A 22,014-nucleotide genomic window follows, 5' to 3' on the forward strand; every position below is an offset into this window, starting at 1 on the left:
TCCTTTTATTCTTGAGTAGCTTTGTCTAGATTTCTATAAGCGGTAAATCCCAAGCTACACACTGCTAGTAAACCGATAATTATGCTTCCTTCGGGGACTTTGGATACCTGAACCGAATTGTTGCTTAAATCTAGTATTTGCTCTGTGTCTGCTGCATATCTATTGTTCAAATGAAATTCTTTAGCTAAAACCTGATTGCTAAAACCTTCATCTATAAGTGCGAGATTATTATTAAGCCATTTGTCACCAGGAAGCTTATCATCCTTGCCAACATCAAAGGGGCCAAAAATTTGCTCTTTAGTGCTATCAAAGTTGAATCTCAAATACCTATAGTTAGATACACTATTAAGCACTGGAGTGAAACTATTTATAAGATTACTCAAGGGATCAAAGAAGGAAATTGAGAGAGACTGCAAGTTTTTCGTAGCTCCCGAATCTGCTTCAGAAATGACGCTGGGCGCAGTTGTTGTATCGTAGTTAAATGAACCTTTAGCTGAATAACCTGTGTCTCCTTTCCAGTTAAATTTAAACTCAGCAGCATGAGCTAGGTTGTTAGTGGTTATGGCGATCGCTAACGCTAAAGCAGTAGTCGTCACCATACTAATAGCTGTTCTAGTAAATAGATGTGTCATCAATGCAACCCCGAAATTAATTAAAATTAAGTTTCTACAACAATATAATACAGATGTACAACCCTACTGTGTGTTGCATCCATGACGTGTAACGGTTACTCTATGAGATGCTTACTAAGTATCAGTAAAGTATCAAAATTGCCATAGGAGCTTAATCCTATTTTTGAGTTGTGCAGTTATTAGTTGCACAAATTTTTGTTGACTGGTTTTTGTTCCTTTATAGCGCAGCAACTAGCCGAGTCATCATCTTAATATTAAAAACAGGAGCGATCGCTATTTCCCAACCCCTAAATAAAAATACCTATTTTGTATGACTATCGAACGAGTTCCCCAAAAACACTATCCCAAGGCTGAGATTGGGCGACGAGGTATGGCATTGGGACTTGATTTCCTTGGTGTCTGGTTAGTCAGTTCCTTACTAGGAGGCAGCAATATCGGGATTCAATTTGTTGAAATCTTAGTTTTTGTAATACTTTGGCTGGTTTTGCGGGTGCTGGTGGTATACAACAACCAAGGGCAAAGTTTAGGGCGTTGGGCATTCGATTTAAAAGTGTTGTCAGTTGAAGATGGAGAAGTAGTGGGCAGAATTCCCGATTTGCCCTCACTAGTGAAGCGAGAGGCGATTATCGGCTTGGGTGCTTTATTAGTGTCAATTGCCCTGAGCAATATTAGAGCCAATCCCACTGCTATACTGCTAGTAATTCCCCTAGCAATTGATTGCGGGACTGCCTTCTCTGATACCCAGATGCAGCAGGCTTTACACGATCGCTATTGTGGAACTTTCATCGTTTCGTCGCGTCGTGGCTACTCGCTCGATATAAAAATTAAAAGATTAGTTGAAAATATGCGGCGGAATGTGAGAAGATAGTCATTTGTGTTAATTCTCTTCAGGCTTCACTGTTTGTAAGATTATGGCTAAGAGTAAAGGTGCCCGCATTATTATCACACTAGAGTGTACTGAGTGCCGGACAAATTCAGATAAGCGTTCTGCTGGTGTTTCACGTTATACCAGTACCAAGAATCGCCGCAACACCACTAACAGGCTAGAACTGAAAAAGTTCTGCACCCACTGCAATAAACATACCGTTCACAAGGAAATTAAGTAAAAAAGATGAGTTATTTCCGTCGTCGCCTTTCTCCGATCAAGCCAGGAGAACCAATCGATTATAAAGATGTTGATTTATTGCGTAAGTTTGTTACCGAGCGGGGAAAGATACTGCCACGTCGGATTACTGGGCTGACATCTCAGCAACAGCGAGAGTTGACATTAGCAATTAAACGTTCGCGGATTGTGGCTTTGTTGCCATTTATCAATGCCGAAGGCTAAAAAGAGGAGAGACGCGATTAATCGCGTCTGTACAGGAGTTAAGAATCAAAACTCCTAACTCCTGACTTTTAACTTAAAACTATTTAAACTGTTTACCAAATTAGAGTGCGAGAGTTGTGGAGAAGGGGACGCTAGTTGAATTTAGGGTTCAAGGCGATCGCCGTCTGGGCATCGTAGAACGTCCAGACGGTAAAACCCGCTGGTTTGTGGTAGACGAACGTGGTCAATCCCACAGCCTCGCGCCTAGACAAATAACCTATACAGTTACCGGACAAACTTACAAGCCTTCTGAGATTGCCAGCTTTTTGGAGCAGATCGAGCCTTATTTAGACCCATCTAGTTTAGAAGTGGCTTGGGAATTACTGGTTGAAGATGGGGAAACAGTTACCCCAGACCAAATGGCGAATCTGCTATTTTCAGAATCAGCCGCACCTCCTTGTTACGCCGCCTATTGCTTATTATCAGACGACAAACTTTATTTCAAGCAGAAAGGAGACGCTTACGAGCCGAGAACTGCTGCTCAAGTGGCAGAACGCAAGCACCAACTGGAAGTAGAGGCACTAAAAGCTAAAGGACAGCAGGAATTTTTAACTCGTATAGAGCAAGCACTCAAAGGTGAAGCAGTAGAGTGGGGGCGCCACGATCGCCAGCGCTTAGAAGGACTAGAAAAATATGCAGCGCTAATAGCTGACACCGTGCGGACGGGGGTTAATTATGACTCCTTGGCTCGTGCTTATCCGCCCAGCGCTTCAGTATTAGAAACTATGACCATGCTGGGACGACCCACAACACCCCAAGGAGCCTTTCAACTATTGGTGGATTTGGGTTGCTGGAGTCCTTATGAAAACTTGTTCCTGCGTCGTTCTTCAATTCCAATTCAATTTCCTCATAAGGTATTAGAAGTGGCGCAACAGCGTTTGGATTTCCCGCCGATTGACTCAGATACAAACCGCCTTGATCTGACTCACCTGAAGGTTTACACCATTGATGATGAAACTACGACAGAGATCGACGATGGTCTAAGTTGGGAAGTACTGCCCGATGGACGGGAACGCTTGTGGGTGCATATCGCCGATCCCACTAGATGGTTAGTACCGGAAGATGAATTAGATTTGGAAGCCAGAAAGCGCGGTAGTACAGTCTATTTACCGACGGGAATGATTCCCATGTTTCCAGAAGTGTTGGCAACTGGGCCAATGAGTCTGATCCAGGGAAAGGTTTGTTGCGCCCTCAGTTTCGGGATTATTTTAGGTACAACCGGGGTAGTAGAAGATTACAGCATTCATACCAGCTTCATTAAGCCGACTTATCGCCTCACCTACGAAGATGTAGATGAAATGCTGCAATTACGGGTACAAGCAGAACCGGAAATTGCTGCGATCGCAACCTGGGCACAGCGGCGCAAAGCTTGGCGTTACGCCCAAGGGGCAATTAGCATCACCATGCCTGAAGCGACGATCAAAGTTAAAGGTGAGGAGATCCACATTGATATTTTGGACGATTCCCCATCGCGGCAACTGGTAGCAGAAATGATGATTGTTGCCGGTGAAGTTGCGGCTCGTTATGGTAAAACTCATAACATACCTTTGCCCTTTCGCGGTCAACCGCAACCAGAATTACCTCCAGATGAGGAATTGCTTCTACTTCCAGCCGGATTCGTTCGCGCTTGCGCCATGCGTCGCTGTATGCCCAAGAGTGAAATGAGCATTACGCCTTTGCGTCATGCTGGTTTGGGTTTAGATACCTACACCCAAGCAACCTCTCCCATCCGCCGCTACAGTGACTTACTTACCCACTTTCAAATTAAAGCCCATTTGCGGGGTGAAGTTCTGCCATTTTCCGCAGATCAACTTAAAGAAGTGATGATGACTGTCAGCAGCATCACGCATGAGGTGACGATGGTGGAACGACAAACTAATAGATATTATGCACTAGAGTATTTACGCCGTCATCCAGAGGAAATTTGGGATGTGACAGTGTTGATGTGGCTGCGAGAAGACAGTAATTTAGCCCTAATTTTGTTAGAAGATTTGGGCTTGCAGTTGCCAATGGCTTTCAAACGTTCTGTGAACTTGGGCGAACAGATAGTGGTGAAAGTTAGCCACGCCGATCCGCAAAAAGATACGATCCAGTTTCAAGAAATAATTTATCAAGAAGCCCAAACAGCGGCGAATTAACTAATTCGTAATTTGTAATATCAATTACGATACTTTCTGAATTTTCACAGTATCTGGAAAACCTCAAATCTCTCCTAAAAGGAGAGAGACTTTGAATTTTCCCCCTTCCCTTGTCGGCAAGGGGGTTAGGTTTTTTATGGGCTTTTGCAGATAACGTTAAAAATCAGCAGCCTCTTTTGCTTAGGATATAGAGTAAGTTGTACATATTGTCAGTCATTATCGAGATTTAGAGGCAGTTTTTTTAAGTAAAGATATTCTTTAAGATTGTATTTGATGTAAGCGATCGCTATCTCTAGCCAGTATGTTAGGAAATAATCACAAAATAATTATTTTTGATACCACCATGCGTGATGGAGAATTGACGCCTGGTGTAAAGATAAATTTACAACAAAAAATCATTATCTCCCAATTGCTTGAAGAAATGGGAGTAGATATTATTGAAGTTGGTTATCCAGGAAGTTCTCAAAAAGATTTTGATGAAGTCTTTAATATTTCTAAAATAATTAAAAATTCTATTGTTTGTGGGCTAGCTAGTTCCAATTCAAATGAAATAATCACTCTTGCTGAAGCAATTAAACCAGCGATGAGAGGTAGAATTCACACTTATACTCCGGTAAATCTGAAAAATAAGTCTAAATTAAGCAAAGAAGAAGTATTAGCAACAATCAAAGAGAGTGTTTCTCTCGCACGCAATTACTGTGATGATGTAGAATGGAGCGCTTTTGATGCTCCCAGAAGTGAGCCAGATTTTTTGTGTAAATCTATTGAAACTGCAATCAAGAGTGGTGCTACTACTGTTAGTGTTCCTGATAGCTTAGGCTTGGCATCGCCAGAAGAGTTTTCGCGACTTCTGCAAATGATTTTTAATCGAGTAGCAAATATCGATCGAGTTGTCGTTTCAGTACACTGTCATGATGATTTGGGTATGGCGGTAGATAATTCACTCATTGCTTTAAGTTGTGGCGTGAGGCAAATTGAATGTGCAATTAATGGTTTGGGTGCGAGGAAAGGTAACGCAGATTTCAGTAAAGTTGTGATGGAGGTTTTAAAACAGGAGAATTATCAACTTGAGATTAACACTTTGCTAATGAGTAAAACGGCAGAGTTAATTTTTCAAATAACTGGGATTGGAAAGACAAAATAGCTAATACAAGTAAATAGTATCGGCTTATGAAGCTGTAATGGCTGATGTTAAGTGTCAAGGTGACAGGGTAGAAGCTTTGTATATTTTGGGTGATTTGGTAGGGCCGAAACCAGAAGCAGAAAAGTTGGTAGAACGAGTGCTTAACCCACGTCATGGAGAATTAGAACCCCTGATTTGTAAGGGATGGTGGGAAGAACAGTGTTTTATTCTGCATGGTCTGGGGCCGACTGGGGATGCTCCTGAATTGATTGCAAAATATGGAGGAGAGACAGTAAAGTTGTTATGGGAGTGTGTTTCCCGTCAGACGGTACAATGGTTGAGAAACCTTGACTTTGGTTTTTTTGAATTAGATTGTTTGTTAATCCACGGCTCAACGGTAAGTGTGGATGACGAACTGACTCCAGAAACTACCCCAATCCAAATACTTGATAGACTGTCGCGGATGCAAGCGAATAACTTATTCTGCGGTCGTTCTGATTTAACTTTTCAGTATCAACTACAAACTGGTTCTATTACTACTGGACTTACCACTCTTGATAAGCAAGTATCTCCTCAAACTTTTACCGTTGCACCGCGTCGTGGTAAAATTTACTGATTTTGTGTCGATTGTCGGCAGGAAATGCCAGATATGAGTTCGGTAGTTCATCATAAATCCTTATCTGCCGCAGTATTATCAGCAAAAATCAGAGGAAAATAACTTTGATGTTGGCAATGAGAACTCACGTTAATTTACTCCTGCTAAACTTTTAAATAAAGGTAATACTATTTCTTTGTGAAGCTGTATATATTTACCCCCCCCGACTACATTTATCAAGGCACCGGGGGAACTTCGGGGGAACTACAGAGGGGTCTTGTTATATGCATCTTCATACAGAATTGGTATAACGGAATCTTAGCAACAAAGGCATGAGGAAAGATTCAATGAATACTGTTGTGCTTAATCTAGAACCGATTGCTCATTTGACCGATGAGCAATTTTATCAATTGTGTATTGCCAATAGCGATTTAAGCCTGGAAATGAATGCAGCCGGAGAATTAATTATTATGCCACCAGTAGGAGGAGAAAGCGGAAATCAAGAAGCAGATTTAATTACAGATTTGAATAATTGGAATCGTCAAGCTAAGTTAGGGAAAGTTTTTAGTTCTTCAACTATCTTTATACTTCCAAATGGTGCAAAACGTTCCCCTGATGCGGCTTGGGTAAAGTTGGAACGGTGGGAAGCTTTAACACTAGAACAGCGAAAAAAATTTCCGCCACTTGTACCCGATTTTGCAATTGAACTGCGTTCCGAGACAGACCGGCTTGCACCTATCCAAGCGAAAATGAAGGAATATATAGAAAATGGTTTGCGTTTGGGTTGGCTAATTAATCCTCAAGATCGGCAAGTGGAAATTTACCGACTTTTGAAAGCTGTAGAAGTTATTCAAATGCCAGCGATTATTTCTGGAGAAGATATATTACCTGGATTTGAGTTACAAGTATAGCTAATAAACCTGACGGTACAGCTTTACCGCATTGTCCCAAAAAAATCATTATCAATAATTTTAAGATGGTTGGGCAACAGCACCCGCATAGCGATCGCATTTCTGCTGGCAAGTTAAATATTATAATGGTAATTTTTAGTCTTTTCGCTTAGACTCAGATAGTGCCAATGCCTATTATGAGGTAAATTATGAATAAAATTGCACTGACTTTACTTTGCTGCTCTAGCTTTTTCGCCTTGACAGTATTAAATGTCAACCCAGCTTTTGCAAAGAAGCTTTCTCCCCAAGATTTAGCCAATCCTACTTTGAGAACAGCTGATACTCAGACAGTTAATGTACCCGTTTCGCAAGAATATCCGCAATCTCCATCAATGCGCTCTCTAGAAACAGAGAGAATAAAACAGCTTGCCATCCAAAAGTTTGGCTGCGATTGCCCTAGCTGTCAAGCTCTTGCTAGTCAGATGCTACTACAAGGTCAACTGCCTACACCACAGTAATTGAGATTGGATAAGCCAGTTGAAATCATTTCGGATTTTGAGATTTGAACTGGCTAAAAAGCCTAGCTCTTTGATGAGCTATTTCTGGTCTGGTCAAAATTCCCTGACTAGGACTAAAAAATAACGCTAATAAAAATAGTACGGAAACAACTAAAACTATAGCTGCACCTGATGGCACATTCAAATAGTAGCTAATATACATTCCAGTTACACTGCTAAACACACCAATAACTGCACCTAATTGCATCATTTGGTGTAACTCTTTCACTAATAAATAAGCTGTAATTCCCGGACCAATCAGCAGAGAAACAACTAAGACTACACCCACAGTTTGCATACTGGCAATAATCGTTAGCGTAATAGCACCAGTTAAACCAAAGTGAATTAAATTAATTGGTAAACCACTGGCTTGAGCGCCGAGTGGGTCAAAAGTATAAAATAGCAATTCTTTGTAAAATAGTTTAACTAAAATCAAGACAATAACTGCGATCGTTACAGTCCGCTTCACATCATCTGTAGTTACACCTAAGATGTCACCAAATAAAAACTGATGCAGGTCTAATTTACTTTTTAATAGGGTAATCAACATGATACCCAATGCTAAAAATCCCGAAAAAACTAACGCCATTGCTGCATCAACTTTGATGCGAGATTGAGATTGAATCCAAGTAATGACAAAAGTGCTGAGAGTTCCAGATATAAATGCACCTAAGAAAATATCAATACCTAAGAAAAAGGCGATCGCTAGTCCTGGTAAAACTGCATGAGCAATCACATCTCCTAGTAATCCCATGCGTTGAACGATGAGATAAGTACCGACAACAGCGCAAAGAATACCCAACAGAATTGCTGTGGTAATAGCTCCCCGCATGAACTCAAAACTTAAGGGTTCCATTAGCCAATTCAACATTAAACTACTTCCCGATTAAATATAAATATACTATCTCCATAAGCACGTTGAATATTATCTGCTGTCATTACTTCTTTCATAGAACCATTAGCAATCATTTGTTTATTCAACAATAGTAGCTGGTCACATTTTGTCAAAGCTGTTCCCAAATCATGAGTGACTACCAGCAAAATTTTGCCTTGAGATTTTAGTTCTTCAAACACCTCAAACATGATGGCTTCTGTTTTTTTATCAACTCCAACAAAGGGTTCATCAAAGAATAATAATTCGGCTTGTTGTGCTAAAGCTCTTGCTAAAAATACTCGTTGCTGTTGTCCACCTGATAACTCTCCAATTTGACGCGATCGCAACTCTAGCATCCCCACTCTCACCAGAGCATCTTTAACTATTTCTTGAGATGAGCGTGAAGGTGAGCGAAACCAGCCTGTATGCACAGTCCGCGCCATCATCACTACATTCTGGACTGTTATCGGATAATCCCAGTCAATCTGCGATCGCTGTGGTACGTAGGCAACAGAATTTAATTGTTGTTTCAAAGCGCGAGATCGAAACTTGACAACTCCACTCGTGGTTGGTACTAAGCCCAAAATCGCCTTCACCATCGTGCTTTTACCAGCACCATTGGGGCCAATCACACCCACAATTTGTCCTGGTAAAGAACGGAAACTCACATCCTCAACCGCCGTGACTCCCCGATAATTTACAGCTAAATTTTTAACTTCTAACATAAATCTACCATTTGTATGATAATGATAATCAATATAATTTAAGTCATCAGATTTATGATATCTTACAAACTGCGATTGAAATCCCTAGCGGCTATTGCCTTAACGTGCGGGGTATTTGGATGTAGTCCAACATCCCAAACCAGTCAATCGACTCCCACGCCTCCTGATAATGCGTCTGCTCTTCAAACTGGGACTTCACCAGCGCCAGAAGCCAGTGGGAAAGGCCCGTTAGTAGTCGCCACCAATACCGTTGCTTGTGGCTTAACTAAAGAAATTGCAGGTGATACCATTGACCTCAAGTGCTTAATTGATCCAGGCTCAGATCCCCATGTATATCAACCAAAACCAGAGGATAGCAAAGCAATTGAGCAGGCTAAATTAATTCTTTACGGTGGCTACAATTTTGAACCAGGGTTAATCAAATTAATTAAAGCTACTTCAAATCCTGCTCCCAAGGTGGCTGTAGATGAAGTTGCAGTCCCCAAACCTCAGCAGTTTGAGGATGATGGTAAAACTGTTACCGACCCCCATGTATGGCACAATGCTCAGAATGGCATAGCGATCGCACAGACGATTTCTCAAGAGTTAGGTAAAATAGCTCCGAATAATGCTGCAACTTATACTAGCAACACGCAAAAACTAACTAGTGAAATCAGTCAGATAGATATCTGGATTAAATCAGAAGTAGCCACAATTCCACCCAAGCAACGCAAATTAGTTACCACCCATGATGCTTTCGGTTACTATTCCAAAGCTTATGGAATTCCCATTGAAGGGGCGCTAGGGGGTATTAGCACAGAAGAAGCGCCCACAGCTGCGCGGGTAGGTGAATTATCAAAGGATATTAAAAAGGAGGGTGTACCGACAATTTTTGCAGAGACAACAATTAACCCTAAACTAATTCAGGCTGTAGCAAAAGAAGCAAAAGTTAAGGTTTCAGACCGGGAATTGTTTGCTGATGGTTTGGGAGAAAAGGGGACAGAGGGTGAGACTTACCAAGGAATGTTGATTGCCAATACACGCACGATCGTGGAAGGCTTAGGAGGCAAGTATACAGAGTTTAAGCCTAAATAATCAGGTTTCTTAGAAGCTGTTTACGGACGCGCTCGCTTCCGTTATGGATGGAAAAAACAAGTCAAATCCTCTTCCCTTCTGCCTTCTGCCTCCTGCCTTCTTTCTTAGAAGAGGGATGAGTCCAGCCTAAATTATTATTGAAGGCGATGAGTACTGAGTGCTGAGTGCTGAGTATAACTCCATAGTTTAAACTAGGGGATTGAAACAAGGCAATTATCAAGAATAACTCAATGGTGAAAATAATTTAATCGGCGTTCCCAGTTATTCAGAATATTGGGTAACTATTCACAGCAACTACGGAAGCATCTGGACAGTGACAACCAATACCTAATCTATTTTAAATTTCATCTGGCCAGAATTAAACGCTATAAGCAATGTAGAGATTTTTGTACAGTAGCGCAGAGAATTAATAATCACTCTGCGTTATTTTGCGTTAACAAACAGTACAAGCCCTGTACGCTGGAAATTCTACCCTATCTAGTGCCACAGTTAAGCTAGTGCGCGTCTAAATTGCACATTTTTCGTCAAGACTGTCCTAAGTCAATTGATTATTCACAACAACTGATAAATGACTAATGACAAAGGACAAACTTCACGAATAAATAAGCAATTAAAATGCGTAACAGCCTAGCAATAATTGCAGTTTGCTCCAGAAGTTTAGTATGACAAAGGCATTCCCAAGCAAAGCAAGGCGCTTGAAAAGTACAGGAATCAAGTTGTTGAAGATGGGAACCTTCCTAATAACCCGTTTTATTGAAAGCTGGAAACGCTTCTTCCTGGGTGACACTGTTGATGTTCGCCCCTCCACCTCTGGCTCCTTTGATGTCCGTCCCTCCTTAGCGGGCCCAGTCCTGAGTTTGGGTGGGGGAGGCCCCGATGTCGATGATGCTATCCAGTGGATGATTAACCAAGTTAGGGGAGGTAGTAACTCCAGCACTAAAGTTAATGTTGTAGTTCTCCGCACTAATGGTAATCACGATTACAATCGGCTAATTTATGCTATGAAGGGCGTAAATTTTGTGGAAACTCTTCTGGTTAGGAATAGACAAGAAGCAAACAAAGCTGAGATTTATGAAAAAATCCGAAATGCTGATGTAGTTTTCTTTGCTGGCGGGGATCAATGTCAATATATCCGTAACTGGAAAGATACCAAGCTTGAGGCTGCTGTTAAGTCAGTTTACCTGAAGGGAGGTGGTGTTGGTGGCACTAGTGCGGGTGCAATGATCCAAAGTGATTGTGTCTATGATGCTTGCGCTTCTTCCGAAAAAGGCATTGAAACTAGAGACGCACTCGAAGATCCCTACCGAGACATTACTTTTACTTACAACTTTTTCAATTGGAGTAATTTGAAGGGAACTATCGTAGATACGCACTTCGATAGACGAGAAAGAATGGGTCGAATTATGACTTTCATTGCCCGTCAAATTAAGGACGGTGTATCTAGCAGTGTTTTAGGTATAGCGGTTAGTGAAAGTACATCGGTTCTTGTGGATAAAAACGGTTTGGTGAAAGTTATGGGTAGGGGTGCAGCATACTTTGTACTTGGCAATCATCTACCGGAAGTATGCGAACCCCGAACGCCTTTGACCTTTTCCAATTACAAAATTTGGAAAGTTCGCAGTGGCGACACCTTCAACTTGAGAAACAGACCAACTTCTGGGTACTATCTCAGGAGTGTCAAAAGGGGACGGATTGATTCAAATCCCTATTAAATGAGGGGCAGGGCTGTTTCATTCCCTAAGCCTTTAAGACTGTCCTTTGTCATTGGTCATTTGTCCTTTGAAATACAAATAACTAATGACAAATGACAAATGACTAATGACTAATGACAACGCTGACGAGTAAATATACAACTTAAATGCGTAACAGCTTATCAATCCTAAACCGTCAATTTGATAGGTTGCTTAGGGTGTCGTCTGCGGTGGATTGGTGGAATTAGGAAATGGAAGAGTTGGTACAATTACAGGCTTTGGTTTTTCGCCTTGCAGTTGAATTTGGGCTTGATTGCGACCATCTATTGCTTGTTGGTAATTAGGCTTGTATTTTATTGCTCGATCGTAAGAAGCGATCGCATCCTGATATCGTTTTAAATTTAATAGAGCATTTCCTCTGCTAAACCAGCTTTCGGAATGGTCTGGTTTATAACGAACTGCTTTATTATAAGAGGCGATCGCATCTTCGTATTTCTGCAATATGTATTGTGAATTCCCTAAATTATACCAGAGTTGATAATCATTTTGCTTAATCGTTGCCGCTTTATTATAAGCTTTTATTGCTTCTTCATAGCGTTGGTTTTGATGCAGCGACCAGCCCAAATTATACCAGGCTTGATAGTTTCTGGGACTGTATTTAATTACTTGATTAAAAGATTCAATCGCTTCTGGATAACGCTGTAAATTCAGCAGTATATTACCTCTAGATAACCAAGCTTGGTAATAATCTGGCTGATATTGCACCGATTTATCATAAGCTGTAAATGCATCTTGATAGCGTTTTAAATTAACTAGTGCATTCCCGATATTATACCAGGCTTGCTCGTAGTCTGGTTTTAAATCAACGACTTTTTGATAAGCTGCGATCGCTTCTTCGTATCGTTTAGAATTCTGCAAAGCTAATCCTTTTTTATACCAAGCTTCATAATTATCTGGTTTGAGTTCAATTGCCTTTTCATAAGACTTAATTGCTTGGTCATATTGGTTTAAATTACTGAAAGCCTCACCTTTAGCATTCCAGACTTCTGAATTGTCATTATTTAATTCTAAGGCTTTATCAAAAGAGGCGATCGCTTCTTGATATCGCTGTAAATTTCCCAATACAGTACCACGTCCAATCCAAGCATCTAAATAATCTGGCTGAATTTGAATTGCTTTGTCATACGCCACTAATGCTTCTTTGTATTTTCTTAATTTATTTAACGTTTTGCCTTGACCATTCCAAGCTTGAGCATAATCGGGTCTAAGATTAACGGCTTTTTCATATACTTCTAGCGCGTCTTGATAACGTTGCAAATCAAAAAACGTATTTCCATCTTTAGATAATGCTATGGCATTATTTGAATTAATGTAACTCCAAATAAATATTGATGCTACTCCGCCAACAGTCAAGAAAAATATTGTTAGTAAAATTTTACCTAATATACCTTTTTTTGGTTGAGGTTTGCTGATATTTTTTGGTGGAGAAGGAGGAGTTAACGCTATTGTCTGAACAGGTGGTTGTCTTAACTCTTTCAGCGCTTGTAATGCCACAGTTGCCGAAGCATAGCGTTGCCGAAAGTCGTAGCACACCATTTTATCTAAGAATTGAGCAAATTCTGGTGTTACGGTAGCTTTATCATGCCAGATAATTTCATTAGTATCAGCATCTTTTACTATTTCCTCTGGTGATAATCCAGTCAAAGCTTGAATAGCAATTATTCCCGCAGCATAGATATCACTGCTTAATTTTGGCGTACCATGAGCTTGTTCGCCAGGAATATATCCAGGCGTACCAATAGCTACTGTTGCTAAAGTTTGACCTTGGGGAGTAATAACTTGAGTGGCAATTTGTTTCACTGCACCAAAATCAATTAAAATTAATTTGCCATCTGGTTGGCGTCTGAGGATATTGTGGGGATTGACATCACGATGAATTACATTCTGTTGATGGACGAATTCTAAGATTGTCAAAAGTTCTTGTAAAAGTGAAATAACTTCTTCTTGACTGAGGATTTTACCTGATGTTAATTCTTGACTCAGATCGTGACCTTCGATCAATTCTTGTACAAGATAGAATTCGGCATTTTCCTCAAAGTAAGCTAAAAGTTGAGGAATGCGATCGTGAGTTCCTAATTTATACAGAACTTGCGCTTCTGTATCAAATAAACGCCTAGCTGTTTCCAAAGTTACTGGATCGCTTGCCTGGGGTTTGAGTTTCTTAACGACACATAGAGGTGAACCGGGTAATTGGGTATCACAAGCCACAAAAGTTTCACCAAAACCCCCACCTCCCAAGTTACTAATAATTTGGTATCTTCCTACAAGTGTGTTTCCCAGCATCTAGTTTGCCTAGTGTAAGTGCAATGCAATCTGATTCCGATTCTGCCACAAGTTAAGGATAAGTGAGAAAGTAGAGGAACCAGAGGAGGCAGATGAAGCAGGGGGAGAAAACTAATAATTAACGACCAATGACCAATGACAAATGACAAATGACAAATATATATGATTCCTATTAGTGATAATATTCGTTATCGAAGTAAGCCAATTATTAATTACTGGTTGATTGGCATTAACCTGGCTGTATTTTTATGGGAACTTAAACTAGAGTTTAGCGGTCAATTAGGCTATTTTGTCAATAGTTGGGGTGTGATTCCAGCGCAGATTAGTGGAGCAGTTACCAATGCTCTGTTTTTCAACTCTGCTGCTTGGATAGTTGTCATTTGGCGGGTATTTACACTATTTTTTGGAATATTTCTGCACGGCAGTTTTAGTCAAATATTAGGAAATCTACTATTTTTGTGGGTTTTTGGAAAAACTGTAGAAAATCTTCTGGGACACAGACGCTATCTAGAATTTTATCTGGCTGCTGGCGTGATGACAGGGGTAGTACAAATTCTGGCTGAACCGAGTTTGACAGTTCCATTGATTGGCGCAAATGGTGCGATCGCAGCTATTTTAGGCGCATACATTATGAAGTTTCCTAAAGCTAAAATTGACACTGTTTTGCCGCTAATAATCTTGTATATTCCCATTCAACTACCAGCGTTTTTCTATATATTTTGGTGGTTTGTACAACAATTATTTTATGGTATTGGTAGTTTAAATATTCCTCCTGTCGGCGTAAATCAATCGGGTGTTGTCTTCTTAGGGCAGGTTGTGGGATTATTAATTGGTGCAGCTTTCATCCGATTTAAGAGATAAATTTTATTTAGCTATTGAGCTATTGTGGAAACCAATGTCAAAAAGCTAAATTTTGATTTGGATATTTTTAGCAGTCTTTACCCTACAGTCATTGAAACTCATATATACCTTTTGGCTGAAATTCATAACCTGTTTCGATTTAATCAAAGTTTATAAAAAATAAGCAAAATGATTACTGTAATATCTTTTTAATATTTTATGTACCTTTTGATAGATTACATTTGATAGCTGAAAAAATCATAGATCGAACTAGGGATACCTACTCTTCAAGTCGATATTGTTAAAAATAACTGGTGCAGAAGATGCAAAACGTGGATAAAATTAACTTTAAACTCACTGATGAATTAGCAGTTTTGCGGAAGCGTGTAGCTGAGTTAGAGCAATCAGAGAAATTTTATCAACAAAAGCAAACAGCGCTTGAGAAACAATTAACAGAACTAAAAATAAAACTGCCGGTAGAAGTAGAAAATCCTCATCTTCAAGTTGTTGATTGGCAGATTGAGAAGGAAACTTCTGTAAATCTCAATTTGCCAACAGATATGACAGTAATTTTACAGCAATTCCAACAAGAAATCGCAGCGCGACAGCAGATAGAAGTAGTTCTCAGAGAGAATGAAGAACGGCTGAGACTAGCTCTAGATGTATCTCAAATGGGCTTGTGGGATTGGAATATTGTTACCAATCAAGTCATCTGGTCAGAAAATTATGAACTGCTTTTTGGTCTACTTCCAAGTAGTTTTGACAGCCCTTATGAGACGTTTAAAAAGTGCGTTCATCCTGAAGATAGCCAATCGGTAATGCAAGCGATCGCCCACGCTTTGGCACAAAAGACTGACTACAATGATGAATTTCGCATAGTTCGCTCAGACCAAAGCACGCATTGGATTTCTGCCAAGGGAAAATTTATCTATAACGCTCAAGGGCAAGCTGTGCGAATGATCGGCGTTTGTATGGAAACTACTGTGTGTCAGCAGGCAAAAGAAAGTACTCGCGAACTTACAACACAAGTCCAAGAACAGGCAAATATTTTAAATGCCATCCTTACCGCCTCAGTCGATCATATTTACATTTTTAATCGCCAAGGTTGTTATCAGTATGTCAGCCATGATGGAGCAACTATACTAGGTTTAAATCCCGAAGATATTATCGGTAAAAGTTTGCCAGAAATGGATTTACCCGCAGACCTAATAACGCAGGTAGATAATCAACGAGAAGCTGTCATGAAAACTGGGCAGCCGATTAAGGATGAGTGTAAATATTTTACTGCTGATGGGTTGCATTATTATGAATACATCCTCACACCATTACGAAACTCTAAGCAAACTATTGAAGGCGTAATCACTGTTGCTCGCGATATTACCGAACACAAACGAGCAGAAAAATCATTACGTGAAAGTGAAGCACGATTTCGGCGTTTGTTTGAATCTAACCTGATTGGGGTCGCTTTTTGGACTGTGGATGGTTTCATTATTGATGCCAATGATGCCTTTCTTCAACTAGCTGGCTACACTCGTGAAGAGTTTGCTACTTTAGGTAGAATTAATTGGAGAGAACTTACTCCTGTTGAGTATAAAGATTTAGACGATCGCGCCCTTTTGGAGGTGCAAACCACTGGAGTTTCCAGAATTTTCGAGAAAGAGTACATCCACCGCAACAGTAAGCGAGTACCAATTGTTTTGGGAATGGCTTTGCTAAATGACTCCCAAGACAACGGTGTTGCTTTTGTACTGGACATAACCGATCGCAAATTGGCTGAGAAAGAATGCGATCGCCTACTCGACTGCGAAAAGACAGCACGCCAACAAGCAGAAATCGCCAACAAAATTAAAGATGAATTTCTGGCGGTTCTCTCCCATGAACTGCGAACCCCACTCAACTCCATTCTCGGATGGTCAAAAATGTTGCGGACTCGCAAGTTTGATGAAAAAACTACTCACCACGCCTTAGAAACCATTGAACGCAACGCTAAGTTACAAACCCAACTAATTGAAGATTTGTTGGATGTGTCGCGCATCCTTCAAGGAAAATTAAACTTGAATATCTGTCCAGTCAGCTTGGTAATGGTAGTTGAAGCAGCACTAGAAACAGTAAAACTAGCAGCCCAAGCCAAGTCAATTCAAATTCAAACCGTATTTGATGCCAATTTGGGACAAGTGATGGGCGACCCAAATCGGCTGCAACAAGTTGTGTGGAACTTGCTTTCAAATGCGGTAAAATTTACTCCAACAGGAGGACGAGTAGAAATTCGACTCATAGATGCTGGTAATCAGGCTCAAATTCAGGTCAGCGATACAGGAAAGGGAATTAGCCTAGACTTTTTGCCTTATGTGTTCGATTACTTTCGCCAAGCTGATAGCACAACTACCCGGACATTTGGTGGACTAGGTTTAGGACTAGCGATCGTGCGTAGGGTTGTAGAAATGCATGGGGGAAATGTTCAAGCCGAAAGTCTTGGAGAAGGATTGGGTGCAAGCTTCACTGTCGAGTTACCGCTTTTGGTTAGAAGCGAACAGGTTCGGGGCGAAGAGAATCAGTCTTCATATTCGCAGCCAGAATCCTCGCTGCTTGCGGACACTCAAGTTTTGGTAGTGGATGATGAACCAGATATCCGCGACTTAATTACCTTTATTTTGCAAGACTACGGCGTGCAAGTAACCGCCGTATCATCAGCACAGGAAGCACTACAAGCACTGTCTGAGTCGATACCAAATGTTTTAATTAGCGATATTGGAATGCCAAAAACAGACGGTTATATGCTGATGCGTGAAGTGCGATCGCGATCGCCCCAACAAGGAGGAAACGTACCAGCGATCGCTCTGACAGCCTATGCAGGGGAAATGAATCAACAGCAAGCACTAGCAGCAGGATTTCAAATGCATATCTCCAAACCAGTAGATCCAGATGCATTGGTGCAAGCGATTGCTGATTTGATTGAGCCAAGCTGATATAGGTAAGCGTCTGAGAGGTTTTCCATAACTTTAGTGTTGTGCCACATCTACTGTTTTCCTGCTAGACTCTGGATAGTCCTATGCTTTCAGGAATTATGGCATCTGTTGAGCAGATCATGAAAGAAGCCTTAGCTTTGCCCAGTGCAGCGAGAGCATTGTTGGCAGAAAAGCTGGTTGAAAGTCTTGAGTTTGATGTAGACGAAACACTTCAAATTCTGTGGACAGAGGAAGCCAAAAAGCGTAGAGATGAAGTTCGCTGCGGCGCAGTTCAACCCATTACTGGAGAGGAAGCGTTAGCTAGGGTGAGACAACTTTTGGAGTAATGAAATACGTTTTTCACCCAACAGCATTAACTGAATATGGCGAAGCGGTCAAGTTTTATGCAGAGCGTCGGGTTGAATTAGCGCAGGCATTTATTAATGCGGTTGAGGATGGATGCTATTTTCCGAATCATTCAGTCCCCAACTCGCTGGGCTGTTGTTGACGAAGACATTCGTCGATGTCTAACGCGCAAATTTCCCTATGGAATTTTATACACCATTGAGGAAGATTACGTTTTGATTTTGGCTCTGATGCACTGTAGCCGCGAACCGGGATATTGGAAAGAGCGCGTTAAAGAGAAACCATCAGATGGATAAAATAAACTTGAAATAAATAAATTTCTAAAAATAAATCAGCAGCAAGATTTAAAATGTTTATTACGAATCTCATCAAAAAGCTTACTGGCTGCTTTTGGATTACTGCGAGCAATATATTCACAAATTTCATCTAAATCTTGAATTGCTTCATCTGAAAATGAATAACTACTCATTCTTCAGACTCCTCAGCAATTTTCCGAATTTTTTCTTGAAATCTAGCGAAAACAACTTCACCATCAGTTACTTGCCCTTTAGCAATTTGTTCAGTTCCCACAGCAATTTTTTGACGTAATTCTTCAATTCGCCGTTCTCTTTCTTGAAGCAAATTAAAAGCTTCATTTATCACATCCTCTGCACTAGCAAATTTACCACTTGCAATTTGCACTTGAATAAATTGCTCTATTTCTGACTTGAGTGTGATCTTCATAACTTGTACCTCAACTAAAAAATGGATGCATTAACTTTGTTCTAACAACATCGTCACATTCTCTGCAATTCTCTCGCTATGTTAATTAGAAAAAGCAAGCCGAACATTAGGATAACATCTCACTCATAGTTGATGATCTGTGATAACAGATACTTCGGAGTCAGCGTCTCCTTAGAGGATGTTTGAAAAGTCTTCTTGTCGGTATCAAAAGTTTTAGATCCCTCTAAATCTCCCTTAAAAAGGGAGACTTTGATTCGTGTTTCCCCCTTTTTAAGGGGGGTTAGGGGGGATCTAAAAGTGCCTATAGTCACAGCGAAACACTTTTCAAACAACCTTTTAGACAAGCAAGACGCTAAAGTTAATCAAAAAACGCGATCGCTCATGCTCAGGAACACTACTAAAGGTACTAGTTATCCCTTTGAGAATCGCTATAAGATCACAAAAAGGGTCTTCTATGTTTGGATGAAAATGACTGAGCAACGTGATGCTGACTTACCATCAACTGATTCTCAGCAATTGAGCAAACCGACCGACAAAACGATTACCAAGTCGGTCGATAATTCCTGGACAAATCGGATTGCTGGTGTCTGGAACAACGCAACAACACGCTTAACGCAACTCTTACCCGTAGAACAAGTGGCACAGACAGTTGTTGAATGGTTTAGTGTGAGCGAAACTCAAGTTGCAGAGATTTTAGACAAAATTCGAGCCGAACTGCCAACTACAGAAGCCCTGGTGATTGGTAAACCCCAAGCCGGAAAAAGTTCAATTGTCCGAGGATTGACGGGAGTTTCTGCGGAAATTGTCGGTCAAGGATTTCGCCCACACACGCAACACACCCAGCGCTATGCCTATCCTTCCAATGACCTACCGTTACTGATTTTTACTGATACAGTGGGGCTGGGTGATGTCAAACAAGATACTCAAACAATTATTCAGGAGTTAGTTGGCGATTTACAACAGGAAACTCGTTCCGCCAGAATCCTGCTTTTGACTGTCAAAATCAATGATTTTGCAACTGAGACGCTACGACAAATTGCTCAACAGCTGCGCCAGAAGTATCCAGACATTCCCTGTCTGCTGGTAGTTACCTGCTTGCATGAGGTTTATCCTAACGATACCGTCGATCATCCCATTTATCCGCCAGATTATCAGGAAGTCAATCGTGCATTTGCCGCCATGCAACAAGCTTTCGCAAAAATAACTGACCGCTCTGTACTAATTGACTTTACCTTAGAAGAAGATGGCTACACTCCGGTATTTTACGGCTTAGAAGCACTGCGAGATTCCTTGGCAGAACTACTCCCACAAGCAGAAGCCCAGGCGATTTATCAGCTATTAGATCGAGAAGAATCTGGGAAGCAACTTGGCAACCTTTACCGAGATGCTGCCCGCCGTTACATTTTGCCATTTGCGATTATGTCTGCCACCCTCGCCGCTGTACCTCTGCCATTTACCACAATGCCCGTACTCACTGCCTTGCAAGTATCAATGGTGGGTCTGTTGGGTAAATTATATGGGCAAACAGTTACGCCATCTCAGGCGGGAGGAGTTGTCAGTGCGATCGCAGGTGGTTTTTTAGCACAGGCAATTGCGCGGGAGTTAATTAAATTTATACCAGGTATTGGGAGTGCGATCGCAGCCTCTTGGGCAGCTGCCTATACCTGGGCGCTAGGGGAAGCAGCCTGTGTTTACTTTGGTGATTTAATGGGAGGTAAGAAACCAGATCGAGAGAAAATTCAGTTGGTGATGCAAGAAGCATTTAAAGCGGCGCAAGAACGGTTTAAGGGAATCGAACGTTAGGAGTAGTTGCAATCAGGTTCGGGTGATTTGATTTTGAATTTTTTTGAATTCTTTCTCCAAACAAAGTGGAGCTTTCTGAAATCCATTCTTAGACAGAACTATAAATCATAAAACCCAGTCGAAATACTTATTTAAAAGTATTTTTTTTATCTAACTAGAGGCTGATGAAGATAAAACATTTGATTAGTTTCCTAGATAAGGAGAGGCTACACAAATATCAGATCAAAGTTTGGCAACTGTTTGATTTTGTGTCAGCATTACTCACAGCACCTTTGCTAATTTACGAGGGTTCAACGCCACAAGAAACGGGATGAATACGGTCTAGAGAGGTAAGCTAGATAAATAATTTGTCCAGTATATTACTATAATCTAGCTTGTCAGCGTATTTACGGCGAGAGCGTTTATTGAAGTCAGGATTTTGATAAGGTACGTATAATGCCGAATCATGGCGTAACTTGGAAATGCAGAAATTGCCCGTGCTATTCAGGATGTGGTGCGATGGTGGAAATAAGTAGTAACAAGTACCAATAGTGCGATCGCCTACAAAAGCTTTGCCTACGCAACGATATCCATCAATATGCCGCTTTGCGTCTACGCACTCCCCAACAAACTGAAGCGGTCTTCGGGTTAACGGGAACAGTCTTTGGGTTCACGGGAACGGTCTTCGGGTTCACGGGAACGGTCTTCGGGTTCACGGGAGCAGTCTTCGGGTTCACGGGAGCAGTCTTCGGGTTCACGGGAGCGGTCTTCGGGTTCACGGGAACCGTCTTCGGGTTCACGGGAGCCGTCTTCGGGTTCACGGGAGCAGTCTTCGGATTTACAGAAACGGTCTTTGGGTTCACGGGAACGGTCTTTGGGTTCACGGGAACGGTCTCCCTTAAAACTTTTATCGAAACAGAATTCAGGAGTCAGGAGTCAGAATTCAGAATGAATTGTATACGACTGGCGGATAGCGTAGCGTTAGCGGCCTGCGAGCGTTTGAATAACCGGGTGTTACAGCTATTTTCAGGTAAATAGACCACGCGGTAGGGGCACAGCAATGCTCATTGGTGTCAACTTAACGCTAAACCCGCTTGGTGAAAACATTTTGCCCTCACCCCCAGCCCCTCTCCCAAGAGAGAGGGGAGCTAGACATTCAATTCCCCTTCTCCCTTGGGAGAAGGGGTTAGGGGATGAGGGCATGAGGGATTTACAAAACGCCTGTCTGATATAGTTTTCGGCTGAAGTTGACACCTATGAGCAATGCTGTGCCCTTACGACATATGTGCTTCAAATACATGAAAACTGCTGTAATACCCCACAAAACAAGAAAATTTGGTGGTGCAACAA

At 41.2% G+C, this 22,014-nt stretch carries 22 protein-coding genes and 1 pseudogene; 17 read left to right on the top strand and 6 right to left on the bottom strand.

All coding sequences use genetic code 11. From position 1 onward, the window contains the following. Positions 1-5: 5 nt before the first annotated feature. Positions 6-632, bottom strand: a complete 627-nt coding sequence (locus V7K41_RS00460; RefSeq protein WP_334845208.1) for a hypothetical protein — start codon at positions 630-632, stop codon at positions 6-8. Positions 633-802: 170 nt separating this feature from the next. Between V7K41_RS00460 and V7K41_RS00465 the strand changes: the two genes are divergently transcribed. The 9 genes and pseudogenes from V7K41_RS00465 to V7K41_RS00505 all read left to right on the top strand — a co-directional run bounded on the left by V7K41_RS00465 (position 803) and on the right by V7K41_RS00505 (position 7,262). Next, a complete protein-coding gene (locus tag V7K41_RS00465) occupies positions 803-946 on the top strand; it encodes a hypothetical protein (protein WP_334845209.1) in 144 nt (47 codons plus the stop codon). Continuing rightward, entirely contained in the window at positions 943-1,500 is a 558-nt protein-coding gene (locus V7K41_RS00470; protein ID WP_334845210.1) for an RDD family protein, read from the top strand. Before V7K41_RS00465 ends, V7K41_RS00470 begins: the two co-directional genes overlap by 4 nt. Positions 1,501-1,543: 43 nt before the next feature. After that, positions 1,544-1,738: a 50S ribosomal protein L33 gene (gene rpmG / locus V7K41_RS00475; protein ID WP_012411241.1), complete on the top strand. Its 195-nt coding sequence runs from the start codon at positions 1,544-1,546 to the stop codon at positions 1,736-1,738. A gap of 5 nt (positions 1,739-1,743) precedes the next feature. Continuing rightward, positions 1,744-1,959 carry a 30S ribosomal protein S18 gene (gene rpsR / locus V7K41_RS00480; protein WP_012411240.1) on the top strand — a complete coding sequence of 72 codons (216 nt, stop codon included), beginning with the start codon at positions 1,744-1,746 and terminating at the stop codon, positions 1,957-1,959. A gap of 116 nt (positions 1,960-2,075) precedes the next feature. Next, positions 2,076-4,136, top strand: coding sequence for a ribonuclease catalytic domain-containing protein (locus V7K41_RS00485; protein WP_334845211.1), 2,061 nt, complete (start codon positions 2,076-2,078; stop codon positions 4,134-4,136). A gap of 301 nt (positions 4,137-4,437) precedes the next feature. Further along, the gene (locus tag V7K41_RS00490; protein WP_334845212.1) at positions 4,438-5,280 is read left to right on the top strand and encodes a 2-isopropylmalate synthase; all 843 of its coding nucleotides are present in this window, start codon (positions 4,438-4,440) and stop codon (positions 5,278-5,280) included. A 37-nt stretch (positions 5,281-5,317) separates the two neighbouring features. Then, positions 5,318-5,860, top strand: a pseudogene (locus V7K41_RS00495) (metallophosphatase); the annotation flags it as partial. 341 nt (positions 5,861-6,201) lie between these two features. Beyond that, positions 6,202-6,765 carry a Uma2 family endonuclease gene (locus V7K41_RS00500; RefSeq protein ID WP_334845213.1) on the top strand — a complete coding sequence of 188 codons (564 nt, stop codon included), beginning with the start codon at positions 6,202-6,204 and terminating at the stop codon, positions 6,763-6,765. A 188-nt stretch (positions 6,766-6,953) separates the two neighbouring features. Beyond that, positions 6,954-7,262, top strand: a complete 309-nt coding sequence (locus V7K41_RS00505; protein ID WP_334845214.1) for a hypothetical protein — start codon at positions 6,954-6,956, stop codon at positions 7,260-7,262. Between the two features lie 25 nt (positions 7,263-7,287). On the opposite strand, the gene V7K41_RS00510 is transcribed toward V7K41_RS00505, so the two are convergent. Continuing rightward, entirely contained in the window at positions 7,288-8,172 is an 885-nt protein-coding gene (locus tag V7K41_RS00510) for a metal ABC transporter permease (protein WP_334845215.1), read from the bottom strand. Next, on the bottom strand, positions 8,172-8,900 hold the full coding sequence (locus V7K41_RS00515) for a metal ABC transporter ATP-binding protein (RefSeq protein ID WP_334845216.1): 729 nt from the start codon (positions 8,898-8,900) through the stop codon (positions 8,172-8,174). Before V7K41_RS00515 ends, V7K41_RS00510 begins: the two co-directional genes overlap by 1 nt. Before the next feature lie 54 nt (positions 8,901-8,954). On the opposite strand from V7K41_RS00515, the gene V7K41_RS00520 reads away from it, so the two are divergent. Both V7K41_RS00520 and V7K41_RS00525 read left to right on the top strand, forming a co-directional pair. After that, the gene (locus V7K41_RS00520) at positions 8,955-9,974 is read left to right on the top strand and encodes a metal ABC transporter solute-binding protein, Zn/Mn family (protein WP_334845217.1); all 1,020 of its coding nucleotides are present in this window, start codon (positions 8,955-8,957) and stop codon (positions 9,972-9,974) included. A 662-nt stretch (positions 9,975-10,636) separates the two neighbouring features. Continuing rightward, positions 10,637-11,686, top strand: coding sequence for a cyanophycinase (locus V7K41_RS00525; protein ID WP_334845218.1), 1,050 nt, complete (start codon positions 10,637-10,639; stop codon positions 11,684-11,686). A gap of 192 nt (positions 11,687-11,878) precedes the next feature. Here V7K41_RS00525 and V7K41_RS00530 read toward each other — a convergent pair whose 3' ends face one another. Further along, positions 11,879-14,008, bottom strand: a complete 2,130-nt coding sequence (locus tag V7K41_RS00530; RefSeq protein WP_334845219.1) for a tetratricopeptide repeat protein — start codon at positions 14,006-14,008, stop codon at positions 11,879-11,881. 162 nt (positions 14,009-14,170) lie between these two features. Here V7K41_RS00530 and V7K41_RS00535 point away from each other — a divergent pair, with 162 nt between their 5' ends. From V7K41_RS00535 to V7K41_RS00550, 4 genes are all read left to right on the top strand, one after another. Then, positions 14,171-14,869 carry a rhomboid family intramembrane serine protease gene (locus V7K41_RS00535; RefSeq protein WP_334845220.1) on the top strand — a complete coding sequence of 233 codons (699 nt, stop codon included), beginning with the start codon at positions 14,171-14,173 and terminating at the stop codon, positions 14,867-14,869. A gap of 302 nt (positions 14,870-15,171) precedes the next feature. Next, positions 15,172-17,814: a PAS domain-containing hybrid sensor histidine kinase/response regulator gene (locus V7K41_RS00540; protein WP_334845221.1), complete on the top strand. Its 2,643-nt coding sequence runs from the start codon at positions 15,172-15,174 to the stop codon at positions 17,812-17,814. Positions 17,815-17,912: 98 nt separating this feature from the next. Next, on the top strand, positions 17,913-18,140 hold the full coding sequence (locus V7K41_RS00545; RefSeq protein ID WP_334845227.1) for an addiction module protein: 228 nt from the start codon (positions 17,913-17,915) through the stop codon (positions 18,138-18,140). A gap of 108 nt (positions 18,141-18,248) precedes the next feature. After that, positions 18,249-18,455 (top strand): hypothetical protein, encoded by a 207-nt coding sequence (locus V7K41_RS00550; RefSeq protein WP_334845222.1) that lies wholly within the window; start codon positions 18,249-18,251, stop codon positions 18,453-18,455. A gap of 35 nt (positions 18,456-18,490) precedes the next feature. On the opposite strand, the gene V7K41_RS00555 is transcribed toward V7K41_RS00550, so the two are convergent. After that, positions 18,491-18,628, bottom strand: a complete 138-nt coding sequence (locus V7K41_RS00555; RefSeq protein WP_334845223.1) for a type II toxin-antitoxin system RelE/ParE family toxin — start codon at positions 18,626-18,628, stop codon at positions 18,491-18,493. Beyond that, a complete protein-coding gene (locus tag V7K41_RS00560; RefSeq protein WP_334845224.1) occupies positions 18,625-18,882 on the bottom strand; it encodes a type II toxin-antitoxin system ParD family antitoxin in 258 nt (85 codons plus the stop codon). The genes V7K41_RS00555 and V7K41_RS00560 overlap by 4 nt, the downstream gene beginning before the upstream one ends. A gap of 468 nt (positions 18,883-19,350) precedes the next feature. Between V7K41_RS00560 and V7K41_RS00565 the strand changes: the two genes are divergently transcribed. Both V7K41_RS00565 and V7K41_RS00570 read left to right on the top strand, forming a co-directional pair. Beyond that, a complete protein-coding gene (locus tag V7K41_RS00565; RefSeq protein WP_334845228.1) occupies positions 19,351-20,685 on the top strand; it encodes a GTPase family protein in 1,335 nt (444 codons plus the stop codon). A 643-nt stretch (positions 20,686-21,328) separates the two neighbouring features. After that, complete coding sequence (locus tag V7K41_RS00570) at positions 21,329-21,616, top strand: hypothetical protein (protein WP_334845225.1); 288 nt, start codon at positions 21,329-21,331, stop codon at positions 21,614-21,616. Positions 21,617-22,014 lie beyond the last annotated feature (398 nt).

Origin of the sequence: Nostoc sp., from assembly GCF_036917415.1 — a bacterium.
Classification (GTDB): Bacteria; Cyanobacteriota; Cyanobacteriia; order Cyanobacteriales; family Nostocaceae; genus Nostoc.

What these genes read in the sequence shown, in the direction of transcription:
- V7K41_RS00545 (WP_334845227.1), top strand. Translation starts at nt 17,913, where the DNA reads ATGGCATCTGTTGAGCAGATCATGAAAGAAGCCTTAGCTTTGCCCAGT.
- V7K41_RS00500 (WP_334845213.1), top strand. Translation starts at nt 6,202, where the DNA reads ATGAATACTGTTGTGCTTAATCTAGAACCGATTGCTCATTTGACCGAT.
- V7K41_RS00505 (WP_334845214.1), top strand. Translation starts at nt 6,954, where the DNA reads ATGAATAAAATTGCACTGACTTTACTTTGCTGCTCTAGCTTTTTCGCC.
- V7K41_RS00460 (WP_334845208.1), bottom strand. Translation starts at nt 632, where the DNA reads ATGACACATCTATTTACTAGAACAGCTATTAGTATGGTGACGACTACT.
- V7K41_RS00510 (WP_334845215.1), bottom strand. Translation starts at nt 8,172, where the DNA reads ATGTTGAATTGGCTAATGGAACCCTTAAGTTTTGAGTTCATGCGGGGA.
- V7K41_RS00560 (WP_334845224.1), bottom strand. Translation starts at nt 18,882, where the DNA reads ATGAAGATCACACTCAAGTCAGAAATAGAGCAATTTATTCAAGTGCAA.
- rpmG (WP_012411241.1), top strand. Translation starts at nt 1,544, where the DNA reads ATGGCTAAGAGTAAAGGTGCCCGCATTATTATCACACTAGAGTGTACT.
- V7K41_RS00530 (WP_334845219.1), bottom strand. Translation starts at nt 14,008, where the DNA reads ATGCTGGGAAACACACTTGTAGGAAGATACCAAATTATTAGTAACTTG.
- V7K41_RS00550 (WP_334845222.1), top strand. Translation starts at nt 18,249, where the DNA reads ATGGATGCTATTTTCCGAATCATTCAGTCCCCAACTCGCTGGGCTGTT.
- V7K41_RS00565 (WP_334845228.1), top strand. Translation starts at nt 19,351, where the DNA reads ATGACTGAGCAACGTGATGCTGACTTACCATCAACTGATTCTCAGCAA.
- V7K41_RS00525 (WP_334845218.1), top strand. Translation starts at nt 10,637, where the DNA reads ATGACAAAGGCATTCCCAAGCAAAGCAAGGCGCTTGAAAAGTACAGGA.
- V7K41_RS00520 (WP_334845217.1), top strand. Translation starts at nt 8,955, where the DNA reads ATGATATCTTACAAACTGCGATTGAAATCCCTAGCGGCTATTGCCTTA.
- V7K41_RS00535 (WP_334845220.1), top strand. Translation starts at nt 14,171, where the DNA reads ATGATTCCTATTAGTGATAATATTCGTTATCGAAGTAAGCCAATTATT.
- rpsR (WP_012411240.1), top strand. Translation starts at nt 1,744, where the DNA reads ATGAGTTATTTCCGTCGTCGCCTTTCTCCGATCAAGCCAGGAGAACCA.
- V7K41_RS00490 (WP_334845212.1), top strand. Translation starts at nt 4,438, where the DNA reads ATGTTAGGAAATAATCACAAAATAATTATTTTTGATACCACCATGCGT.
- V7K41_RS00540 (WP_334845221.1), top strand. Translation starts at nt 15,172, where the DNA reads ATGCAAAACGTGGATAAAATTAACTTTAAACTCACTGATGAATTAGCA.
- V7K41_RS00470 (WP_334845210.1), top strand. Translation starts at nt 943, where the DNA reads ATGACTATCGAACGAGTTCCCCAAAAACACTATCCCAAGGCTGAGATT.
- V7K41_RS00555 (WP_334845223.1), bottom strand. Translation starts at nt 18,628, where the DNA reads ATGAGTAGTTATTCATTTTCAGATGAAGCAATTCAAGATTTAGATGAA.
- V7K41_RS00515 (WP_334845216.1), bottom strand. Translation starts at nt 8,900, where the DNA reads ATGTTAGAAGTTAAAAATTTAGCTGTAAATTATCGGGGAGTCACGGCG.